Raw genomic sequence first — 22,918 nt, forward strand, 5'->3', positions numbered from 1 at the left:
TCTGAAAAGGCTCTATTTTCTGATAATTAAATATGGACAAGTTTGAACTTTATGAACAGTGTATAATTTGAAGTTATTAGCTACGAAAAAACAAGCTTATAGCAGCTTTTCTATGTCGCAAGGAATCCCAAACAAGCTTATGTATAAGCGAAACATTTTTACATTTTTCCGATTGACAATACGGGTGAATTTTAAAGATGGGAAAGGACATAAAGTCTATAGTTTTAACATAATTAATGTATGGAAAAAGAGAAAATTCGAGACTCGCGAAAATCCTTGCAGCAGTAAAGATTGTCCAGGAGCTTCCTCCCTAAGTTCAGCAGTATCAGAAGCCTTCTCTTCAACTTCCTCTTCAGCCCCACCACCTGCTATATTAGCAATGATGACTATTGCTAGAACCCATACCCACCACTTCTTTGGCTTCTTTAGCTTGATTTTCTTTTCCTTAACCATTAAGCCTTATACCCCCTTTACAGTTTTTCAGACGGACTGTTGTAAACAAAAATAGAATAACATAATTTGGATCAATACGGTTTATATTTATCATCACGCATTCATTTTCACAATGCTTGCCGTGTTAACGAAACCATCTCCCATTTCAATTTACCAGCGTCAAACCAGGCCTCTAATTTGGTTAGCCTCTTCTTTTAAAACATATCCATAAAGTATGATCAATTCTATACCTTACCTTGATAAAATGACATATTTTAAGGGCATGTTTAGGATGATCCAAACACACCCTAATAAAAATTCAATTTATCTAATTCAGCAAATCCTGTGGTAATCTGAACCACACCTTACAAATGATTCTATTCTTTTCCTTAATCTAACTCATAATAACCACAAACAACATACCCTACTGCTTTTGCTGCCACGAGAAGGGCATCTTCATCGATATCAAATTTAGGATTATGATTAAAATAAGGTTTTTCTACTCCTTTAGGTGTACAAGCAATGTAAAAGAAGCAGGAAGGGATTTTTTCAGCATAGTAAGCAAAGTCTTCAGATGGCGGCATTGCTGGAAATTCCATTACTTCTTTAATATCTTTATCCTTTGCATTCTTAAGAAACTCAGCAACCTTTCCTGTTAGATCGGGATCATTATATAAAGGTGGATAGTCATTCGTATAAGTAAAATCACATGTTACTCCAAACTCTTCTTCAAGTCCTTTTACAAGGCGTTTAACTTCCTTTTCAATTTTTTCTTTTGTTTCAACAGTCATATAACGGATATCGCCTTCAAGCTCTACGCTGTCTTTAATTATATTAAATGTTCCTTTTCCATCAAAAGATCCAATAGTAATCACACCAATATCAAATGGACTTAATCGACGGCTAATAATCGTTTGAGCAGCTGTAACAAAATGAGCACCAGCCACAATGGCATCATTCGCTAGGTGTGGTGAGGAACCATGTCCACCTCTGCCTTGAATTTTTAATTTCAGATAAGCCCTGCCGTTAAAAGAATATCCAGCGTGATAACCAACAACTCCTGCTGAATCCATTGGCAACAAATGGATGCCAAATATATTATCTAAATCGTCAATCACGCCGGATTCTACAATACTCTTTGCCCCGCCTGGCGGAACTTCTTCCGCATGCTGATGAATAATTTTGATTGTACCTGGAATTTCGGCTTTTAATTGAATGAGGCAATCCGCCAAGACTAACAAGTACGCTGTATGGCCATCATGACCACACGCATGCATAACGCCTTCATTTTTTGATTTAAAGGTTACATCCGTTTCTTCAACAATTGGAAGCGCATCAAAATCAGCTCGAAGACCGATGTTTTTTCCAGGCTTTCCACCTTTAATGGTCACGATAATTCCGTATCCATTACCTACATTAGATTGAACTTCTACGTCTTTTTCTTTATAAAAATCGATAATATATTGAGCTGTCTTTTCTTCTTTAAAAGAAAGCTCAGGATTTTCATGTAGGTATCTACGAATTTCAATCATTTCATCCGTACGGGATTGTAGCATTTCCATTAATTCATTTCTCATTATCTCTTCATCCCTTCATCATTTTTCGAAAACGCCGTTAAATGTGGCATTTTACATTTCCAACAGCTAATTATTCTGCAATAGGGTTCCGTTTGGTACCAGCCGGTGATTTTTTAGGAGCATTAGAAGTTTTAGCGGTATCTTTTGCACCAAAAAGATAATAGATGATATTGAAAGCAAAGCGAATATAACGTTTACGAAAATCCGAATGCACTGCCAAGTGAGCTTGCCACCTGTATATGGCTTATTTTGAAATACAGCAAAGTCAATCAGAACGATATCTTTGCTATTTTCAACGATTAAAACAATAACTTCTATGATTGTGGCAACGAGTAGGACGATTGAAATCGGACTTGTCCATCCTAATCTGCTCCGTAATTAATAAATACATTCAAGGCAATCATTATAATGGTAAAAATGATCAAGTCAGTGTAATCGAATTTATAGGCACCGTTTCCTTTCTGGTTTATCTTTCAGCAGAAACATACCAATTATTGCAAAGAATGAAAATCCACCTCCGCCACATGGAAGTTGCGATTGCACCTTCGCAAAAGATATTACGTCTTTTCCCGTATACCTTTCTCCTGCTTCTTCATAGCCTTCAAACTGTTTCCTCTAAATTAATTATAAGAATACTATTCAAATATAATGAGACATTATTGGGGATATTGCCTACAGGGACACTGTTGGATAGTTCTTATCGTCATCCAGGTGTTCATAAGGCAGCGAAATTCATAATCATGAACTACTACGCCTGCAGCTCTGGATTTATGCTACTGAGCTTTCCTTTTTCGTACATCGTGTAAAAATATTTTCATATTGACTTCGAAAATACAAACCCATTTCCAGAAATAGAAGTGCTTGTTGGGGAAATAGCACCAGGCCCAATAAACGAAAAAAGACGGAGCTTTACGCTCCGCCTTCATGCTAGAATATTTTTTTCTCATTCAACTCGAGAGCTAATTCTTTAAAGTACTGTAGCGATTCTGGATTTCCCATGGAGTCTGCATTCACTACCTTATCAAACTCGAACCCTAATAACACTTTACGAATCGGGACTTCCATTTTCTTTCCGTTCAATGTTTTTGGAATTTGTTCAACGACATGGATTTGGTCAGGAATAAAGCGAGGGGACACATGCCCTCTGATTTGTTCCTTGATTTTTGCCGTCAATGAAGTATCCAGGGCTTTACCGGGCTTTAGAACAACGAACAGCAGCAGTGAGGAACCCCGGCCAAGCACTTCCCTATCAATGACAAGGCTTTCCATCACCTCGTCTATCGCTTCGACGGCCCGGTAGATATCGCTAGTTCCCATCCGTACACCAGAACGGTTGATGGTCGAGTCGGAACGTCCATAAATGATACAGCTGCCCTTGTCGTCGATCTTTATCCAATCACCATGCTTCCATATGCCAGGATATGTATCGAAATAACTCTCGTAGTATCTTGACCCGTCTTGATCATTCCAGAAGTATAGCGGCATGGACGGCATCGGTTTGGTAATGACCAATTCACCGACTTCATTAATCAATGTTTGACCATGCACATCAAAGGCTTCCGCACAAACCCCTAATGCCCTTCCTTGTATTTCCCCGATTCTCACGGGCAAGGTTGGGACACCGCCAACAAAACCGGCACAGACATCGGTTCCGCCACTGGATGAACTGAGCCAAATATCCTTCTTGACATTCTCATACACCCATTTATAACCGTCGCCAGACAATGGAGCTCCAGTGGAAAAAAGAGCCTTCAATTTGGATAAATCATATTTTCCCATGGGTTTATTTCCTAACTTCATGGAATTGGTAAGGAAAGGTGCACTTGTTCCAAAAAAGGTCATGCCTGTATCTTCCGCCAATTCCCAAAGGGCATCCATATTCGGAAAAGAAGGACTGCCGTCATAAAGGACGATGGTCCCTTCATTAAGCAAACCGCCCATAAGGAGATTCCACATCATCCAGCCTGTCGTCGTAAACCAGAATACAGTATCCCCGGAAGTCATGCCTTGATGGATTCTTGTTGATTTAAAATGCTCCAATAATATACCGCCATGCCCTTGAACAATTGGTTTTGGCATCCCGGTTGTACCTGATGAATAAAGGATCCACAGCGGATGATCGAACGGAACACTTTCAAAAGATAATTCTGCCTGTTCTTCTAAAAGGTCATCCCAAGGAATCACATCTTCCAGATTCACTTCGAAAATCTTTTTTTCTATGTAAGGAAACAAAACGGTATGTTTGACAGTGACCAATTCCTGTATAAGCTGTGAGACGACTGATGTTTTATCATATACATTTCCATTGTACTGATACCCATCAACCGCCAGTAATACAACCGGTTCAACCTGTTTGAAACGATCTATGACACTTCTTGCCCCAAAATCAGGTGAGCAACTGGACCAGACGGCACCTATGCTTGATGCTGCCAAGAAAGCTATGACCGCTTCAGGAATATTCGGCATATAGGCAACAACACGGTCACCGGATTTCACACCAAGTTTCCTTAATGAATGGGCGACAGAAGCTACTTTTTCTTTCAGCTCTTTCCAGCTGACCTCTTGCTGCCTGATATGTTCTGAACGAAAAAAAATCGCCGTTTTCTCTTCTTGATCATTCAATAATGCATTTTCAGCATAATTAAGCCTTGCCCCCTCGAACCATTTGGCACCTGGCATGGATTGCTCGGCTAAAACCCTATCATATTTCCTGGCTGCTTTTACATCACAATATTCCCAAATTGAAGCCCAAAAATCCTCCAGTTCATCTACCGACCATTTCCATAATTCATGATAATCATAAAATGTTAAACCTTTCTTTTCTTTTAACCATTTCACATATTGAGTCAATACCGTTTGCTCGATTTGTTCCATTGTCGGTTCCCAAATGATTTGCCCATCTGTAAGCGATTTCATTTCGTCATCTCCCTTAGGTATCAAATGCGTTATTGAATCATTTCATAATATTGGTAGTTTACTTAAATTGTAATCTATGAGTTTAAAACCGTCAATTTACACTAAACTTAAATAAGCTCGTTTCTATGTAGGGGCAGGTTAATAGAGAAACATGTCCCTTTCCCTTGTACGCTTGATACATGTACCGTTCCATCCATACTTTTGATAACACTATACGAAACCATCATGCCTAATCCCGTCCCTTTATTTTTTGTCGTGAAGTAAGGCTCACCTAAACGGTATATTTGTTCCTGTGTCATTCCAATTCCCTGATCTTGGATCTTAATTTGGATGGTGGAGGCTGCATGAAATAAATGAATGTATATTTCGCCATCATGGTCCATCGATTCTATTCCATTCTTTATGATATTGAACAAGCATTGCTGGAATTTCTTCCTTTCACCCATGACATAATAAGCCCTATCTTCGAGCAGGGATAACTTCAATTTTATTCCATTATTATTAGCAAAGGGTTTTATGCTGTCCACGACATGCTGAATTTCCTCTGATACCCTTAATCGCTCTGTGTTTTCAGGGCTTATGGCAGCAAACGTCAAATAATCATTAATGACATCCGTGGCCCGATCTAATTCATTCAGTGCGATATTTGCATATTTGACCTTTGTATGTGAAGTCACATCTTCGCTTAACATTTGAATATATCCCCTGGTAACTGTAAGGGGATTTCTGACTTCATGAGATATACTTGCAGCCAGATGACTGACGACCTGCAATTTTTCCGCTTTCACTAATTTTTCGAGAACCTGAAAATTAGTGAGGATGACTTCCCATAATAAGATTACAACAACGATTCCTATGACATGGATCGAGAAGTATTGTTTCCATAGACTTATCCCGATAGTAAGTTCAAATACTTCTGTTGAAATAAACTGTGTGAGAATAAGGACAATGAATATTAATGATATACCAATAAGTATTTTTTTACTGACAGACATTTTTAGATAGTACTTAGAAATAAAAAACAGGGAAATTCCCATTAGTGGAAAAGAGATGCATGATATATAAAATCCATTTTCACCCCCTGATAAATATCGGATAACAAGAGTGATGACGATCAATATGATTCCTAACCGGTAGCCTCCATATAAACCGCCTAAGAGAAAAGGGATCCATCTAAGATCCCAAACAAAATCCTCTTCTATAACAACGGGAAATAACATGCATAGAACAAGTGAAAGAATAGGGAAAATCGATAGGAAGGATCCTTTTAATGCATCTAAACGGTATACGTACTTCACTAGATAGCTCATTTGCAATAAAAAAATCGGAAAAAGGATAATTAAAAAGTTAATCAGTAAATCTTTTGTCATAAGATTCATTTATACACCGAACTTTCGATATTTTTCGAAGATTTAGACAGGTATATCAATAATAACAAGATAGAGAATGATATGCTAGTGAAATTTCCATTCAGGAACTTAAAAAGTTCCTATTCCGACATCCAGAAAAGAATTTGAGGTAATGTTATAAAAAAATGCCCGTTCGTAAAAGTGTACTTTTACGAACGGGCATTTTTTCCTCCCATATAGGTAAAACTGTTGAATATTTAATTTCTCTATGACGCTAGTCTAGTTAAAATTATTATAATTCCGAGTTTATTTACCTTTCAAATGAATATTTCCCATTTTTTCAGTTCTTTATTAGCCACTTTTAAAAGATAATCATACTCATCTATTAAACAATGACACTCTCATACTTCATACATGGATGCTAATGCCTTTTCCAATAATCCCAATTTTTCATTTAGTATTTATGGGGAGAAGTAATCCCTATTGATGGAAATATGGACTGATTGGTAAAATGATCAGTCCAAAAATTTTTCTGATTCGAAAAGCGCCCTGAACAGAAACCCTTTTTAGATATAGAAGTAAGATGTTACAGTTCATTCAATCTCATGGTTCTTAAATGTCTTCCCATCATGGTAATAAAGTTCAGAGTCTAAATGAACATTGTCATCTTCTTTTAATTGACGAATAAGTTCCTCACTTTTTGTTTGATTCATTTCTTTAAACCAGGTCCCTTGTGGATATAGAATAGCTATCGGACCATGCCTGCATTGGCCGTTACATAATGTTTTTGTTGTGTGAATCTCCTTTTGTAGCTCTAATTTTTTCAATTCTCCCCTAATGGTCTCTGTTACTTCTTCTGCTCCATTTTTCGTGCATGTTTTTCCGTTACAAATTAATAGATGTTTGCTAACCCCATCTAAGTTCATAAAAATTCCCCTTTATCCTTTTTATTTGACCTCTATAACGAATGGATAGCTATTGACTTTACCATCAAATTTAAATTCTCCCCACACTTTGTAGATCCCAGGCTTATCAAATTTTGTTTCAAATTGTGTCTTTTCTTCTGATGTAGGGTGCACATGAACAAATTTTTCACCCTTATCATCCAAAATAACAACATGGCCTAGAGCCCCCAGATAGGGCTCTGAAGTAATCCCTTTCGTATCAAAGTTTAACGTCACATCTTTGTTTATCCCTGGCTCTGTAGTTGTTAATTCAACTGTCTTTTCATTGATTGTTTTTGTTAAATTTGTATCGATCTTTAGTGAGCTTTCCTCATGTTCACCATGACCTTTACCCACCAGCAACTCTATCGGACTAACCTGATAGGCAAGATTTTTTGGTTTAATATCAACAAACACTTTATAAGAGTTTTCAGGTAGGGCGAATTTCTGAGTATACATGCCATTTCCCTTTTTCACAGGATGTAGATGATAATAATCTTCTAAGTCGGCACTTACAATAATTAAATGCATACTCTTTTCATGTGATATTTCTAATTTAGGTGATTTTTGATCTTTATCCTTCACATCGATTGTAATTAAGCCTTTTTCATACTTTACGTTTGTGACCACTTCACTTTTTGAATGAGCTACATGACCTGAATGCCCTGAATCCTCACCATCACTTTTTTGGCTTGTATGATTATCATTATGTGCTTGCTCATTAATTGATTCTTTTTCCTCGTTACCATTTATTTTTGCCGTATGGGTATCCGTGTGATCGTTATTACCGTTCAAGCTTGCAGATACGGAATATCCACCAATTACTAATCCAAGATACACAATGGCTGAAACCGCCCAGGCCAACATGTTTTTTTGTTTCATGAAAAAATCCTCTCTTTTAAATAGATAGATTATCCTTTTAACTTAATCCTTTGTAATCTGAGTGCGTTTAAAACAACTGAAACTGAACTAAATGCCATCGCTACTCCTGCCAGCCATGGTGCCAGAAAGCCTAGGGCTGCAATTGGAACTCCTATAGCATTATAAGCAAAGGCCCAAAATAAATTTTGCTTGATATTTCGAATCGTCATTTTACTCATAAAGATGGCATCGGCAATACTATTTAGGTCTCCTCTGATTAAGGTGATATCAGCAGCTTCCATTGCTACATCCGTACCTGTACCGATGGCCATGCCAATATCAGCAGTAGCTAACGCTGGAGCATCGTTAATTCCATCACCGACCATCGCCACTATCTTTCCAGCTTTTTGGAGCTTTTTAACTTCCTCTGCCTTTCCTTCAGGCAGGACTTCTGCTATAACATGGTCAATTCCGACCTCATTTGCAATTGCTTGAGCTGTCTGCTTGTTATCACCTGTAATCATGACGACTTCCAGACCCATCTCTTTTAACCTTTCAATTGCTTTGTGAGAGGTTTCTTTAATTGTATCTGCGACAGCAATCACTCCAGCGAATTGATTATCTACGGCTACTAGCATTGCAGTCTTGCCTTGTGTCTCTAAGTTTTCCATTTGTGGTAATATGTCTTGAATATTAACCCTGTTTTTAGCCATTAAACGGCGTGTTCCAATTAATAAGGATTTGTTTTCAACTGTAGATTCAATACCAAAGCCAGGAATAGCTTCAAAATGTTCAGAGTTGCCTAGTTCTATCCCTTTTTCTTTAATGCCCTCAACAATTGCTTCAGCTAACGGATGTTCAGAATTTCTTTCTGCAGCACCGACTAACTTTAAAAATTCCTTTTCTTCAAACCCATTGGAGAGAATAACATCTGTAAGTGTTGGTTTTCCATTTGTTACAGTTCCAGTTTTATCAAGAACCACTGTATTTACTCGATGAGTCGTTTCAAGATGCTCCCCGCCTTTAAATAATATCCCATATTCAGCTGCGCGACCTGATCCAGCCATAATGGACGTCGGAGTAGCTAGGCCTAAAGCACATGGACATGCGATAACTAATACGGCAATTAACTTTTCAAGAGCTACTGCGAACTCTCCCGGACTTACAGCAAAGTACCACACAAGAAACGTAATAATTGCTATACCCACTACAATAGGGACAAATATTCCTGAGATGACATCGGCTAAGCGTTGAATAGGCGCTTTTGATCCTTGTGCTTCTTCGACTACTTTGATAATTTGAGCTAAGGCGGTATCCTTTCCTACATTTGTTGCCTTAACCTTCAGAAACCCGTTTTTGTTAATTGTTGAGCCAATAACTAAATCTCCTGCAGTTTTATCAACAGGAATACTTTCACCTGTAATCATTGACTCATCTAGGGCAGATCTCCCTTCAAATATTTCTCCGTCTACAGGTACCTTTTCACCTGGTTTAACATAAACGATATCTCCAGCTATTACCTCTTCGATAGGTAAATTCATTTCTTGACCGTCTCTTAGAACTGTGGCTGTTTTGGCTTGCAGACCCATAAGTTTTTTTATGGCCTCCGATGAACGCCCTTTTGCTTTTGCTTCAAATAACTTACCTAATATTATTAGTGTAATAAGCACAGCACTTGTTTCAAAATATAATTCAACCATGTGAGCTTCGGATCCTAATAACAGAATGCTTAAATAAACACTATAGAAATAGGCTGCAGAGGTTCCAAGTGCAACTAAAACATCCATGTTTGCACTTTTATTCCTTAATGCTTTAAAGGCGCCTACGTAAAACTGACCTCCAACTAAAAATTGAACAGGAGTCGCTAGTGCGAGTTGCATCCATGGATTCATGAACATCTCTGGTAGCCAAATAAAAGATGTAAATTCAAAATGACTGACCATCGCCCAAAGTAAAGGGATGGACAAAATAGAAGAGAATATGAATTTACCTGTTTGTTTCTCAATTTCCTTCTGTCTATGATCAACCTTTTCGCCTGTAGTTTCTTGCTTTTGTTCTAAACGATAACCCAATTTCTTAATGGCATCCTTCATATCCGGGACCGAAACTTCATCAAGATTATATTCTACAAGGGCTGATTCTAAGGCGAAGTTCACAGTTGCATTTTGAACTCCATCTAACTTGTTTAAACGTTTTTCTATCCTGTTAGCACATGCTGCGCATGTCATACCAGATATTTCAAATTCCGCTTTTTCACTAACCACTTTATACCCTAAGGATTCAACTTTATCTTTAAGTTGGTTAACATTTGATTTGGATGGATCAAACGTTACTTTTGATTTTTCTAACGCAAAATTTACGCTTGCATCCTCTACTCCATCTATTTTTTTGAGACCTTTTTCTATTCTCACTGCACAGGCAGCACACGTCATGCCAGCTATATGAAGTGTTGTTTCTTTTTTATCGCTCATAACCTTACACTCCTATCACCACATACTTTCAGTGGAGTATATATTTTAGGAAAGAAAACGTACCGGGGCGAAAAAAGCATTTACTTTCAATTCATTAGTGACAACTTTGATTTTTAGGTAATTTACTTAGCTCTACAACATAACCTTGGTCCTCTATAATGTCAGTAATCCTCTTCAAAGAAACCACTTTCGAATCAAATGATATATCCACTTTTCCTTCATTTAAGTGAACCTTTACAAAATTTACACCGTTTAATTTTCCCACATTCCCTTCAATTGAATTTATACAATGCACACATGACATTCCTTTCACTGCTAATATTACATTCTCCATTCTTTTGTCCTCCTTAATTTATGTTAGATGATTTATTTCAATATTTTAAACCATACCCTGGTATAGTATATGTTATTCTAAAAGAAATCGTGCTTCAATTCGCACGTTCTTTATTAAATGTTATTGTACATCATAACCCTGGTCGTCAATTGTTTCCTTAATAGAGTCAAGGGTTACTTCATCTGGATTAAATTCCACTACAACGGTCCCTGAATACAAGTTTACTTTCACGGAGTTAACTCCAGGTAATTTCCCTACACTACCTTCAATCGCACTAATGCAATGTCCACAAGACATACCCTTTACATTTACATTTACATTGTTTTTAACCATAATGAATGATCAATCCCCTTCTATTTTTTCATTAATTTTGAAATGTAACCAGTACCTCATCTAAAACCCCTGTATCTCCCTCTTGAATTCTTTCAAGAACACAGCTTTTCAAATGACCCTCCAATAAAATTCGGGCAACACTATTTAAAGCTGATTGGGTCGCAGCAATTTGTGTAATTACATCGTCACAATAAGTATCTTTTTCAATTACCCCTTTTATTCCCCGGATTTGTCCTTCAACCCGATTTAATCTTGTTGCTAAATTTTTTTTACTTTATCTGAATGGTGACTTTTCCTTTTATTTTCTGATGAGCAACATGAATCGATTTCAACAATATTATCAAGACCTTCTGAATTCATTGACAATTTTTCTCAACCCCTTTAACGAAAGAATACTATACCCCTCTATGGTATGTAAACCTCTTTTTATTTATACGTTGATAATAGTTAATGGACATAGTGTTTTTATAACACTTGGATGATTCTCTATTGATAAGCAAAGAACTAGATCCATTCCCACCTTTTTTGCCTTAATATATCGTCCGTAAGGTTTTTTGTTCAATGATTTGGCATGGAATTTCAGTGTCTCACCTCATGCAAAACTGAACGGTTTGATGAAGGGACGGTGACCATCGCTTACACATGGATAAGGTTTTTTTCACATTCCGTTAAATTATTCACAGAAACGAATTATCACGGACGTTGAATTGCAGCTACGCTCACTCCCAGAACTATATGGAACAACTTTTTGAAGTACGGCTTAATAAGCTTTTCGATGGGAGAGTATGTGATACGGGTTCACATTAGAGAGGATTTTTATGCATAACTTTACAGAGATACAAAAGATGAATAGCTAAAAAATGAACAGAAAAAACACTGAAACGACGAAGTCATTTCAGTGCCTTCATGAAAATAAAGAATAAGAACTTAATAAAGAGCTGACTTTGCGAGCATGGTGATTGTCGCATCATCCATCGGAGGATTATGAAGTCCTGCGCGTACATCCCTATAGTAACGTTGCAGGGGATTATTTCGTTGTAAACTTTTGGCTCCGACGACCCTCATCGCTTTATCGACGATGGAAATCGATTTGTTGACGACTGATAACTTTACAGCACCCAATTGCTCCGATAATTCCTCATGATCTTCAGGGTTCCGCACCCATTTTTCTGCGACTGAGTAGAGGAAATGGTGTGCTTCGCCCAATTCCAGTTCCATCTCCCCAATTGTTCTTTGAACATTCGGAAGGTCCCTGATTGGTCCTGGTAAGCTATTGGGAGAATAGGTTTTCGCAAATTCGACTGCGTAATTTCTGGCAGCCACTGCGATTCCCAAGTAGCAAGCCGGTATATGTAATAGCCACGCTTCAGGTTTTCTTTTTTCACCTGGATTACTTTTCATGACATAATACTTTTCAGGCAGGCTGACGTCATTTAACACCAAATCATGACTTCCTGTCCCCTGCATGGAAATCATATCCCAAGTTTCTTCTATACTTACCCCCATTACATCACGATGAATTAAAAATGTGCCTAGCCGCTCATCCTCGGGAACCCATGCCGTTACTAGAAAAATATCAAGAACAGGAGAGAGTGTAGTAAAGGTCTTTCTGCCATTCAGCTTCCATTGCTGACCCTTTTTGATAGCGATCGTTTCCGGTCGGCCTCCGCGCGTCGGGCTTCCCGTTCCAGCCTCGGATGCCGCCGTGTTGATGAGAGCTCCTTTCGACACTTCATCAAACAATTCATCCATGACTCCTTTTTCCCATGGTCTCTTCTCCGTTAAGGATAGGACCGTTCCAACATGCCAGCCTATCCCTAAGGCTGTTGGGCCGCAATATTCGGCTATTTTTTCTTGGCAAAGGAGAAAATCATATAAGGAACCGCCATATCCGCCATCTTCTTTTGCTAAAGTTAATTGGGGATATCCGAATTCCTTTAACTCCTGAATGTTTTCAAAAGGAAATCCCTTTGAATCATCAAGCGCTTCAGCTCGGCTGGAAAAGGACTGAATCGCTTCCTCTAATTTTTGTATATATTCCTTTTGCTTCCGTGATTGAAAAAACGACATGAAGATCATCCCTTCTGTAGAAAATCCTGAACCATACAGCAGCAGAAACAGAACTGCAAACTCCAATTTATCATATCACCTTAGTGTAGTATATAGTTTGAATGTGCCCATTAAGAGTCAATATCTTCATTTTTATATTCTTTGTTCGCATTCTTGTAAGCTTCCTTCGCCTGATCAATATCTTTGTTTTCGAGAAAGTAAGCTATCGCTGCTTGCCCGATTCCATATGTGACCGCGCCCGCTACCGCACCGGAAACGGCTAGACCAGCTCCTGGGATGAAACGGACTGCAGCCCTGACCCCTTCTCTGACAAGGAGACCGATTCCAACATTGATCCCTAATGCCGCAATGAATTCACTTGCCGTTTTCGTATTGATCTCTTTATCCGCGATAAAACCAATCACCACAATCATCAAACCTTGAATGCCAGTCAAAATGGGAAAATCGGCGAAAGGTATTGGCTCTGCACCGATTATACCGGCTATTGCCGTAAACGTTCCCACTATCGTCCGCGCGAATTTCTTCTTAACGAATTGGCTCTGCATCGCTTTGGCGGTCTTCAGCTTCGCTTCACTGGGTAAGGCCTCGATCAAGTAATCAGAAAGCAATTCTATGTTCCAACGCATATCATATTCAATATTTCCGCCTTCATCAAAATCAATATACGAACAAGTAGGAATGGTGTTCAATAGTGGTATATCACTCTCTTTAAATCGTTTTGACATCAAAGCGATGGCTTCATCAATATTTTGTTTTTTCTTAGGATTGGCATCAAAAGGTACTTGTTTATAATGTGGCGGATCTAATTCATCCACTTGTGTGACCACACAGATGACAGGTACATCATAATGGTGATTCTCTTTAACGATTTTCCGTAGCTTTTTCAACTCTTGTAAATCTTCTTCAATACGTGAATCCGTTTCTTTTGCCTTAATCAAGAAAAGAAACACATCAGGCTGTTCTTCGGTTACCGCTTTTATCAATTCATCCATTGGTGTTTCTTCTTCGAACTCTTCAGTAGGAGCTTCACTCTCTCCCAGCCCCCGGGAGTCCAACAAACGGATTTTGGGCTCGGCATCACTCGGGTACCAAAGCCATTTTCCCTTACCCGTTCCAGATTTAACGGAACTGACATATTGCCGTTCCTGTCCAAACATCGCATTGATCAGTGATGATTTTCCGGACCCTCGCCTTCCGACAAGAGCAATTCTCGGTTCCCTTGCATCAACTGTCATTGTTTTTAACTTTAAGAGCTGGTCGAGCATTTTGTTCTTTTTCGATTGTGAAATGGGCAGCTTATTTACTTGGCCTTTAATGAAACTGAATATGCTTCCCATTTCATCGTGTTTTTCCACCATCAGTCATTCCCCCTTGTTAAGAAGTTTTTTAAGTAACATTTACCCTGGAACGATCCAATTTAAGCATGTAACTCCAATCTCCTTGCAAAATTAAGGGGCTCCATTTCATATTGTCATTTAATTCTTTTCTTTTAGGAACATAACAACACTGGCCATGTATTTTTGGATTTCCTGGACTTGAAAGGCGGCAGAATCCGCAATCTGTTTGTAATGATGCTGTCCTTCATCGGTGATTCGTAAATACCGTTTAGTTCGTTTTTCACTTTCCCATCTGCCGACAAGAAGGCCGTTCTCTTCCATTTCATGAGATAAATCGTATAAATACCCGTTTGAAGCGATCCAACCGAACTGATTTTTAAGCAGATCGCCAATTTCCCCCATATAAATAGGCTTCTTAGTGAAAGCGGCTTTTAAAGTTACATAACGGACAAGGTCTTTCACCGATATTATTTTCGAGAAATACGACCTGTATTCTTCTGGCAGTTCATTAATAACCGGTGGGTTTTCACCAGAACCCCTTAAATCGAACATGAAGCGATCAATGACCTTTTTCACTTCGGAAAACCGTTCCAGGAAATTTTCTTGGTACCATATGTAAAGCTCTTTGCCTTTTTCAGTAATTTGATAATAATTTCTTCCCTTATCCGTATATAGTGATAAATGGTTGGATTCGACTAGCGTATTGGATATTTTACATAGATAGTCATAGCTATGCACTTTTCCAGTGAACGTATTTTTTAGGTCCTGATGAATCGCCCTTGGATAATTCGCTTTTATTCTCAAAGAGTGTAGTAAAAAAATCGTTAAAAATTCCCGCTGGCTCAACCCAACCGTTTCAACCGTTGCAGACAGTTTCTCCCCTTTCTTCACTGTCAAAACCCCCTTTATATAGTGTTTATATAACATATTATTAATTATTTCTTCCTTCCCCTTATTATCCTGTGCTCCCACATAATAGTAAAGTTTTTAATGCCTGCCTGCCTATTACTAATTTTTCGAATTCGCTCTATTGGGGGAGTGAGGGATTCAGAATATTCTGTCGAGGTTTATTGTGGTATATTTTGATAAAGCAAAAAGAAGAAGCGGCACATGATAAGGCCGTTTCTTCTTTTTGTTTACTGTTCCGTTAAAATGATCGGATCTTCTTTTGTAATGACTAGGGTATGTTCATATTGGGCGGAGAGTTTTCCATCTGCCGTTCTCGCCGTCCAGCCGTCTTGGTCCATTTTCATGTGCCATGTTCCTGCATTCAGCATTGGCTCGATCGTGATGACCATTCCCTCTTTTAGACGCGCACCTTTACCTGGCTTACCATAATGTAGGACTGTTGGGTCTTCGTGCATGGTTTTACCGATTCCGTGCCCCGTAAAATCGCGAACGACAGAAAACTTTTCACCTTCTGCATATGACTGGATTGCATGCCCGATGTCCCCAAGACGATTTCCTGCCCGTGCAACTTCGATGCCTCTATATAAAGCATTCTTGGTTACATCCATTAAACGCTGAGCTTCATCGGAAACTTCACCGACTGCATATGTCCAAGCAGAATCCGCCAAACCTCCGTTAAGGTTCACCACCATATCAATTGTAACGATGTCTCCCTCTTTTAAGGCTTTCTTTTGCGGAAAGCCGTGGCATATTACATCATTCACTGATGCACACGTTGCATATTTGTAGCCGTTATAGCCCTTTTGTTCAGGTGTAGCACCATGCTCAGCCAAGTACTTATCGACAAATTCTTCGATTTCCCAAGTCGTGATGCCCGGTTTTATCATTTTTGCAATTTCTCTATGCGTCGCAGCAAGAAGTTTGCCCGCTTCATGCATCAAATTTATTTCTCGTTCACTTTTAATGGTTATCATTTAAAATCCTCTTTCGTTTTATAACTTTTCTGCTTGAGACTCCTTAGTTATCATATGCCTTTTTTTATATAAAAAGCAACCAAAAACCCGGTAAAAATCACCGGGTTCATTAATTCATAACCTATTCCGTACCTGTAATTCCGAGGAAAATAAGCTTTTGAATGACAAAATTGATAAAAATACGTTATCCTTTACCCAAAATGATTATTTTTCCGGGGGATGAATAACCTACAACATTATTGTTTCAAAAATTCTATATAGGCCCATGGGCATTAATTGGGTACAGATTCCCATTAAATGCAAATGAAACTCTTCCTGTTTCCTCTGATACCACCAATACAAGGGCATCACTTCGTTCAGATAAACCTAAAGCAGAACGATGGCGTGTTCCAAGTTTTTTTCCCCCTGTTGATCTGTCTGAAAGCGGAAGGACATTTGCTGCGGAAACAATTTGATTTTGACTAACCAATACGGCGCCATCATGTAGTGGATTTCCAGGGAAAAAAATTGATTCCAATAAAGAATGGGTTAACTCCGCTCCTATTGAAATACCGGGTTGAATCAATGAATCAATAGGGTCTCCACGTTGAATCACAATCAAGCCGCCATGTCTCAAATTCGACAAATTTTGTACGCAAGTTGATAACTCAGGATATTTGTCCGTAAACGGTGACAAATAACAGTTCAAATAAAAGGTTGCTGCTTTCATATCGATGTATATAAATTTTTCCTTTATTTTCTCGAAATTTCCAAGAAGACAATAATTTTCATCACCCATTGCTTCTAAGTTATCCTGTAATGACGATATTACTTGACGAATATCCTCTTTTAACATTTGTTTCATTGGTGAAAAATCACAATTGCCATTAGTCACAGGCATGCACCTCCCTTTTATTATTTCACCTCTTTAAATCTTAAATGGCTCTCTAAAAGAACATTCTAATTTTCCTTAGCTCTGTTTATACCTTGTTAAATTTATAATTATGATTGTACTTAAAGTTTGTCTTCAAGATAATTAATTATTCATCTTAACTATCATTCAGTAATTGACTTCACATTTTTTTATGTCATATGGACAAGGTAAGAGAATAGATATATAAATGACCTGTTGAAAGATATCTTATAATAAGAGGTGGTATTAGATGCCTTGCGTAACAGTATTTGACCAAGGAACGTTTGAAGTTGAAAATGGAAAAAAGCTAGTATTAGCATTGGAAGATAACGGTATTAATATTCTCCACCGCTGCGGCGGGAAGGCTAAATGTACAACTTGCAGAGTGGAAATTTTGGCAGGTGATTTTTTGGAGGTCACACATAAAGAAAAAAAGATCTTTGAAGAAAAAGGAATGGAAGATCATTTGCGTTTATCTTGTCAAATTTATGTGAATGGGGACATAACCGTTCGGCCGATCAAGACGGTTGAGAACTCTGGACTTCTTTCTGGGCCAAGGCCTGCAGACTAAATAGTAGTATAAAAAAACATCAAAATGACTAAAAATAGTATTTCGAGTCGTTTTGATGTTCTTTATTTATAGTTAAATGATTTACTTCTTTTCCATGACCGCAAAGTAATTATCTTCGTTATCAGCAAAATTGAAGACTCTTCCAGATGGCATATTCACAAGTTCCCCGACTTTGATATTCTTCTCAGAAAAGTCTTTATATAATTCATCAAGATTATCCGAGTAAAACATTAACGAAGGTGTATTAAGATTTAATTCCGGCTGCATTTTAGCGATGAATTCCTTATTATGCAGGATGATACTCGTTTGCGCTTCCTTTGTTGGGGCTATTTCAATCCATCTTAGCCCTTGGCCGTTATCTTCTTCAGAAATTACACTAAAACCGAATTTTTCCGTCCAAAATTTCAATGACTCGTCTTGGTTATTTACATATAACATGATTTGACCGACTTTATTAATCATTTGCTTCTCTTCCTTTCTTCTGGCTCCGTGATTAATGATATCCATTAAGTATAAGCATATTGTTGGTTGGAACTAGATAACTAATTGAATGGTATAATAAATCCAAAATTTAATCAATATTTACCAAGATTCCATTTCCCGGCTTTTGGAAGTCAATTTCTTACGAATATTGCTTAATTATCACTTCTGCATGATCTAAGTAATCTGTATGTGCGAATTCCCTTCCAGATATTGCGCTATCACCGTTAATCGTTCCATAACTCCATCTCTTATGGGAGTAAAAACCATCTCTGTGGTTTTGCTCCTATTCATTTTATCAAGTGTAAAAGAAAAATGTTATTTTAAGAAGATGCCCCCGTTAGAAAAAAAAGCTGTACAAACTTTACATAAAGAAAATTGCAGGAGTAGCAGGACTTTTCGATTTTCCCCAGAACTTCTATACAGAGTATTTCTCAAAGGAGAGTGAAATGGTGGTTCTATCGAAAGAGGGTTTGCTAAATATATTAGAAGGCAACAGGAGATTAACGATGCGGGTGGTTGAAGCCTTTCCTGAAGAGGAATTATTTCACTATACCCCGGCTGGGAAGCTTCGCCCTTTCGCAGAGATGGTTAAAGAAATCATGAACATTGAGACTGGATATATGCGTGGAATTGCACTTAGTGTTTGGGAGTATCCAGATTCGTTTGCTGGGATTTCCACCAAAGAGGAACTAGTTTCAGCATGCGAAGCGGTAAGGGCTGATACTAGGAAACTGTGGGAGGAAATGACTGAGGAAACGCTTGCAGTCGTGGAAAAGGATCCCTTTTTTGGTCCCTCACAAAGCCACTTTGATAGACTTCAATATGCTTTGGAAAATGAAATCCATCATAGGGGACAAGGGTATATCTATCTTAGAACGCTCGGAATTGAACCACCGGAATTTTTCGTCAGGTAATAATGAAACATGATGTCATTAAACTTGTAGCAACGAATAATAAATAAAAAAATAGGAGTGAGATAAATGTCAGTTGATGCATATCTTAATTTTAATGGGAATTGCCGAGAAGCAGTAGAGTTTTACGCAGAGGTTTTTGGAACGGAGCAACCAAATATCATGACCTTTGGTGAAACACCTCCTAATCCGGAATTTCCCCTTCCAGAAGAAGCGAAAAATTTAGTCATGCATACAAGGCTGAATATTAATGGAAGCAATGTCATGTTTTCCGATACTTTTCCTGGTATGCCCTTTGTTGAAGGTAACAATATCAGCCTGGCATATGTCGGTAATGATTTGGAAGAAATTAAATCGATCTTTAACAAACTAAGTGTAGGAGGAACGGTTGGTCTGGAGCTCCAAGAAACATTCTGGAGTAAAATTTACGGTCAGTTAACCGATAAATTCGGAATCAATTGGCAATTTAACTTCGAGAGCTAAGAAATGAAGATGAGCCTTTATTGATTAATCTTCGATTTGGATATAGGTCTTTTCACTGGTGAAAAGTTTCTATATCCTTTTTGTATTTCCATCACCAAGGGCAAAGATTCTATAACTAAGGAAACAATTTTTCGTTAACCCTTAGGGGATGCTATATAAAGGTTATCAGTTAAATGATTGGCTAGTAAAAATTGAATTCTCAAAACGATTTATAACTTCAACCTAACGCTTATTTTCTTGTTTCCTGACAAGGGTACATCCATAATCAAAAAAACAAATTTCACTTATTACCTCAATAACTGAAGGGTTTAGTTATCAAAGACTTGCTAAATATGTAATCGAAAAGGAGAAATTATGAAAAATAAAATTCAAAAAATCACAACTAACTTGTGGTTTGATACTCAAGCTGAAGAGGCGGCAAAGTTCTACACTTCCATCTTCGGAAATTCTAAGATTGGAAGAATCACTCGCTATGGAAATGAAGGGAATCAAATCCACGGGAAGCAAGAGGGATCAGTGATGACCGTGGAATTTGAATTGGAAGGACAAGCATTCGTAGCAATGAATGGCGGTCCTCAATTCAAATTCACAGAGGCAATATCATTTATCATCCATTGCGAGGATCAAGAAGATTTGGATTATTATTGGGGAAAACTTTCCGAAGGCGGAGACGAAAAAGCCCAAGTGTGCGGTTGGCTGAAAGATCGATTTGGTGTTTCATGGCAAATTGTCCCTGAGGAACTAACCGAAATGGTAAACGACCCGAATCCTGAAAAATCGGAAAGACTAATGAAAGCGCTGCTCCAAATGAAGAAAATTGACATTAAAGCGTTAAAGCAGGCGTTTATGGGATAGGATCTAGGAAACAACTATCTCGTAAGTTGTGTTTATTCCAGAAGCGTATGAATTTGAAGTGAATTAAGCCTATTTTCTTGGTACTTCAGGTGTGAAATTAGGTTTTGAGATTTAAATTTCCTTGAAGCTGTTAATCCTCATTTCCTGGCGATCCACCTATTAGAAAGGCTTTTTTCGCATGCTTTGTTGCTATTTACCAAGTAAAGCCGTGTGGTTGATTTCCCCTCCAGATGCTCGCTTTCCGAGGGGCGGGGCGGTGAGCCTGTGGGGTCTCACCTGTCCCGTTGCTCCCGCAGGAGTCTCGCACTTGCGCTCCAATCACCCTTAAATCGTTTAGTTTTTAAAAACAACTATCTTTACGAAAAGAGCCATTAGAAAAGAAAAACCTTATTGAGTATAATGAAATAAATGATCTAGATAGTTTTTAAGGGAGAATAGAAACGATGGACAATATATTTACACCAGCACTACAGCGTGGCGATGAAATAATAGAAAGAAAAATCCGCTATGACTCAGTAGTTGTGGAATATAACTGTTTGCTGTTAAAAGCACAAAAGCAACATGTCGTGCTTTTTCATGAAATCATGGATACGTTCACGATGAAAGCGGGTTCTATAAAACTAACCATTCCTATAGGCAGTTATACGATTGCTCATTATTGGAAAGACCGTCCTTATAATTTATACATCTGGAGAGATAACGAAGGGCATTATTTAGGATCCTATTTTAATATTGTAAGGAATACATATATGGAGGATAAGTTGGTTTCCTTTGAGGATTTGATCATTGATATCTTAGTGCTTCCGGATGGGGAACATTTTATTTTAGACGAGGAAGAGTTACCTTTGCCATTAGAGCAATATGAGAGTGGCTCTGTTAAACTAGCCCTAAACTCTTTACTTGATTCCATTGATATTCTTCTTTCACAAACCATTTCAGAATCCGAGAAACTCTATAAACATAATGACCTCCTTCCATGGTTGAACAACAAATGACAAACAAAAAGCCTACTTCGTTCAGTAGGCTTTTTGTTCTCCCTCACTCACCATCAGCTTGAGCCGATATACTGTCGTCAAGCTCCTCAATGTTCTTAGATACTTTTGCACTGTATGAGTAATCACCGTAGCAATATGGGTATCGAAAATTCTCTTTGTCTCCGCCGCAATCATAAAGGGTAGGGTTTTTTTCGACCTGAAGCATGGAAAACTTCTTCGCAAGCGCCTCAGTATGCTTGCCCCCTTTTTCCGCAACGAAATCAATATAACCAATTCCCATGTTATATGCTTGGATGATCGTGGCAAAATCCACGTCCTTTTCATTGCCATATTCATTGATTCTCTTAAAATGTTTCACTCCATACTTAATGCTTTCCGTTGGATCTGTGATCGTATTTGGATCAAGACCCGCTGACTCAGATGCCTGCATTGGGTCACCGCCCCGTCCCCGGCTTTCTTGCTGCATCAAAGCAATCAATGTCGAAGTATGCTCCTCAAGCCCGTATTTAGCCAGCTCGTCCCTGAGAAGTGAACTATACTTTTTCACGTTCGCAAAAGAATCAAGCGTATTTACTGATGTGGAAACATTTTCGTAATTGGGGGTTCGCATGATCTCCTTTAGTAGCAAAAATGCAAAGATGAGGATAAAAATGACAAAAACATTCTTTGATTTCTTACGTTTCTTCTTCACAATCTCTCTCCGTTATCTCTAAGTTATACATTTATATCTTAACAAATAGTAAGAGTAATAACTATTTAGAATACCAATTAAATGTTCTTGAAAAGAAGATTACTAGCATTGAATTAGTATTTTATCTTTAACTCTTACTTTAAACACAAGAAAACTTAAAAAGACCCGGTCACTCAGCGTATGTTTTTTCGGATAATGAGACACCCTATTGTGTGGAGGTGATATGTATGGATAGGAAGAATGATAAAGATGAAATCCTTGATGATAAAAAGAATAAAAATAGAAATGAGTTTGGGGCAGATCCTGATGAACAAGAAATGAATGGTCTGTATGGTATGTTGGAAACTGAATATGAAGATAAGCTACATGATAAAGAAAAATGACGATTGGTTTCTTGAAATTTTGTTAAGCGCCTAATATGGCGTTTTTTTAATGAGTTCATCTGTGTTGAGCTTCTCGAATCAATTCATTTAGGCTATGAACGGATTTTTTACATATGCCACAAAAAACGAAAACCCAGAAGGTCTTCG

The 22,918-nt window shown here is 38.1% G+C and carries 23 protein-coding genes and 2 pseudogenes; 6 read left to right on the forward strand and 19 right to left on the reverse strand.

Features of this window, described 5'->3' with window-relative positions; genetic code table 11:
* Positions 1-216: 216 nt before the first annotated feature.
* The 17 genes and pseudogenes from ACQKFG_RS18090 to cdaS all read right to left on the reverse strand — a co-directional run bounded on the left by ACQKFG_RS18090 (position 217) and on the right by cdaS (position 17,387).
* Positions 217-453: a hypothetical protein gene (locus ACQKFG_RS18090; RefSeq protein ID WP_427561307.1), complete on the reverse strand. Its 237-nt coding sequence runs from the start codon at positions 451-453 to the stop codon at positions 217-219.
* A 368-nt stretch (positions 454-821) separates the two neighbouring features.
* The gene (locus tag ACQKFG_RS18095) at positions 822-2,009 is read right to left on the reverse strand and encodes an amidohydrolase (protein WP_427561310.1); all 1,188 of its coding nucleotides are present in this window, start codon (positions 2,007-2,009) and stop codon (positions 822-824) included.
* A 70-nt stretch (positions 2,010-2,079) separates the two neighbouring features.
* Complete coding sequence (locus ACQKFG_RS18100) at positions 2,080-2,229, reverse strand: hypothetical protein (protein WP_427561313.1); 150 nt, start codon at positions 2,227-2,229, stop codon at positions 2,080-2,082.
* A 707-nt stretch (positions 2,230-2,936) separates the two neighbouring features.
* Positions 2,937-4,925 (reverse strand): acetoacetate--CoA ligase, encoded by a 1,989-nt coding sequence (locus tag ACQKFG_RS18105; RefSeq protein WP_427561316.1) that lies wholly within the window; start codon positions 4,923-4,925, stop codon positions 2,937-2,939.
* Between the two features lie 107 nt (positions 4,926-5,032).
* Entirely contained in the window at positions 5,033-6,223 is a 1,191-nt protein-coding gene (locus ACQKFG_RS18110) for an ATP-binding protein (protein WP_427561319.1), read from the reverse strand.
* Positions 6,224-6,449: 226 nt separating this feature from the next.
* Positions 6,450-6,726: pseudogene (locus ACQKFG_RS18115) on the reverse strand (Lrp/AsnC ligand binding domain-containing protein); the annotation flags it as partial.
* A 141-nt stretch (positions 6,727-6,867) separates the two neighbouring features.
* The gene (locus ACQKFG_RS18120) at positions 6,868-7,200 is read right to left on the reverse strand and encodes a (2Fe-2S) ferredoxin domain-containing protein (RefSeq protein WP_427561322.1); all 333 of its coding nucleotides are present in this window, start codon (positions 7,198-7,200) and stop codon (positions 6,868-6,870) included.
* Positions 7,201-7,221: 21 nt separating this feature from the next.
* Entirely contained in the window at positions 7,222-8,100 is an 879-nt protein-coding gene (locus ACQKFG_RS18125) for a hypothetical protein (protein ID WP_427561324.1), read from the reverse strand.
* A gap of 29 nt (positions 8,101-8,129) precedes the next feature.
* A complete protein-coding gene (locus ACQKFG_RS18130) occupies positions 8,130-10,550 on the reverse strand; it encodes a heavy metal translocating P-type ATPase (protein ID WP_427561327.1) in 2,421 nt (806 codons plus the stop codon).
* A gap of 94 nt (positions 10,551-10,644) precedes the next feature.
* Entirely contained in the window at positions 10,645-10,884 is a 240-nt protein-coding gene (gene copZ / locus ACQKFG_RS18135) for a copper chaperone CopZ (RefSeq protein WP_427561330.1), read from the reverse strand.
* A gap of 120 nt (positions 10,885-11,004) precedes the next feature.
* On the reverse strand, positions 11,005-11,217 hold the full coding sequence (gene copZ / locus ACQKFG_RS18140) for a copper chaperone CopZ (protein ID WP_427561333.1): 213 nt from the start codon (positions 11,215-11,217) through the stop codon (positions 11,005-11,007).
* A 20-nt stretch (positions 11,218-11,237) separates the two neighbouring features.
* Positions 11,238-11,577, reverse strand: a pseudogene (locus ACQKFG_RS18145) (metal-sensitive transcriptional regulator).
* Between the two features lie 567 nt (positions 11,578-12,144).
* Complete coding sequence (locus tag ACQKFG_RS18150) at positions 12,145-13,287, reverse strand: acyl-CoA dehydrogenase family protein (RefSeq protein WP_427561711.1); 1,143 nt, start codon at positions 13,285-13,287, stop codon at positions 12,145-12,147.
* A gap of 110 nt (positions 13,288-13,397) precedes the next feature.
* On the reverse strand, positions 13,398-14,645 hold the full coding sequence (locus tag ACQKFG_RS18155; protein WP_192204781.1) for a GTPase family protein: 1,248 nt from the start codon (positions 14,643-14,645) through the stop codon (positions 13,398-13,400).
* 117 nt (positions 14,646-14,762) lie between these two features.
* The gene (locus ACQKFG_RS18160; protein WP_192204780.1) at positions 14,763-15,515 is read right to left on the reverse strand and encodes a helix-turn-helix transcriptional regulator; all 753 of its coding nucleotides are present in this window, start codon (positions 15,513-15,515) and stop codon (positions 14,763-14,765) included.
* Positions 15,516-15,760: 245 nt separating this feature from the next.
* Positions 15,761-16,507 (reverse strand): type I methionyl aminopeptidase, encoded by a 747-nt coding sequence (gene map, locus ACQKFG_RS18165; RefSeq protein WP_192204779.1) that lies wholly within the window; start codon positions 16,505-16,507, stop codon positions 15,761-15,763.
* A gap of 253 nt (positions 16,508-16,760) precedes the next feature.
* Complete coding sequence (gene cdaS, locus ACQKFG_RS18170; RefSeq protein ID WP_370662543.1) at positions 16,761-17,387, reverse strand: sporulation-specific diadenylate cyclase CdaS; 627 nt, start codon at positions 17,385-17,387, stop codon at positions 16,761-16,763.
* Positions 17,388-17,649: 262 nt separating this feature from the next.
* Between cdaS and ACQKFG_RS18175 the strand changes: the two genes are divergently transcribed.
* Entirely contained in the window at positions 17,650-17,970 is a 321-nt protein-coding gene (locus tag ACQKFG_RS18175; protein WP_192204777.1) for a 2Fe-2S iron-sulfur cluster-binding protein, read from the forward strand.
* 81 nt (positions 17,971-18,051) lie between these two features.
* Here the strand turns inward: ACQKFG_RS18175 and ACQKFG_RS18180 are convergent, their stop codons facing one another.
* The gene (locus ACQKFG_RS18180; protein WP_063233829.1) at positions 18,052-18,432 is read right to left on the reverse strand and encodes a VOC family protein; all 381 of its coding nucleotides are present in this window, start codon (positions 18,430-18,432) and stop codon (positions 18,052-18,054) included.
* A gap of 467 nt (positions 18,433-18,899) precedes the next feature.
* Here ACQKFG_RS18180 and ACQKFG_RS18185 point away from each other — a divergent pair, with 467 nt between their 5' ends.
* The 4 genes from ACQKFG_RS18185 (at position 18,900) to ACQKFG_RS18200 (ending at position 21,697) form a co-directional block, all read left to right on the forward strand.
* Positions 18,900-19,367: a DinB family protein gene (locus tag ACQKFG_RS18185; protein WP_427561338.1), complete on the forward strand. Its 468-nt coding sequence runs from the start codon at positions 18,900-18,902 to the stop codon at positions 19,365-19,367.
* 66 nt (positions 19,368-19,433) lie between these two features.
* A complete protein-coding gene (locus ACQKFG_RS18190) occupies positions 19,434-19,847 on the forward strand; it encodes a VOC family protein (protein WP_349730137.1) in 414 nt (137 codons plus the stop codon).
* Positions 19,848-20,201: 354 nt separating this feature from the next.
* Positions 20,202-20,702 carry a VOC family protein gene (locus ACQKFG_RS18195; protein WP_427561342.1) on the forward strand — a complete coding sequence of 167 codons (501 nt, stop codon included), beginning with the start codon at positions 20,202-20,204 and terminating at the stop codon, positions 20,700-20,702.
* Positions 20,703-21,145: 443 nt separating this feature from the next.
* Entirely contained in the window at positions 21,146-21,697 is a 552-nt protein-coding gene (locus ACQKFG_RS18200; protein WP_427561345.1) for a DUF402 domain-containing protein, read from the forward strand.
* Positions 21,698-21,740: 43 nt separating this feature from the next.
* On the opposite strand, the gene ACQKFG_RS18205 is transcribed toward ACQKFG_RS18200, so the two are convergent.
* Entirely contained in the window at positions 21,741-22,388 is a 648-nt protein-coding gene (locus ACQKFG_RS18205; protein WP_228467403.1) for a lysozyme family protein, read from the reverse strand.
* Positions 22,389-22,615: 227 nt separating this feature from the next.
* On the opposite strand from ACQKFG_RS18205, the gene ACQKFG_RS18210 reads away from it, so the two are divergent.
* Positions 22,616-22,771 (forward strand): DUF4021 domain-containing protein, encoded by a 156-nt coding sequence (locus tag ACQKFG_RS18210; protein ID WP_192204772.1) that lies wholly within the window; start codon positions 22,616-22,618, stop codon positions 22,769-22,771.
* Positions 22,772-22,918 lie beyond the last annotated feature (147 nt).

This window comes from Peribacillus sp. NPDC076916, assembly GCF_050269675.1.
Taxonomy (GTDB): Bacteria; Bacillota; Bacilli; order Bacillales; family DSM-1321; genus Peribacillus; species Peribacillus aracenensis.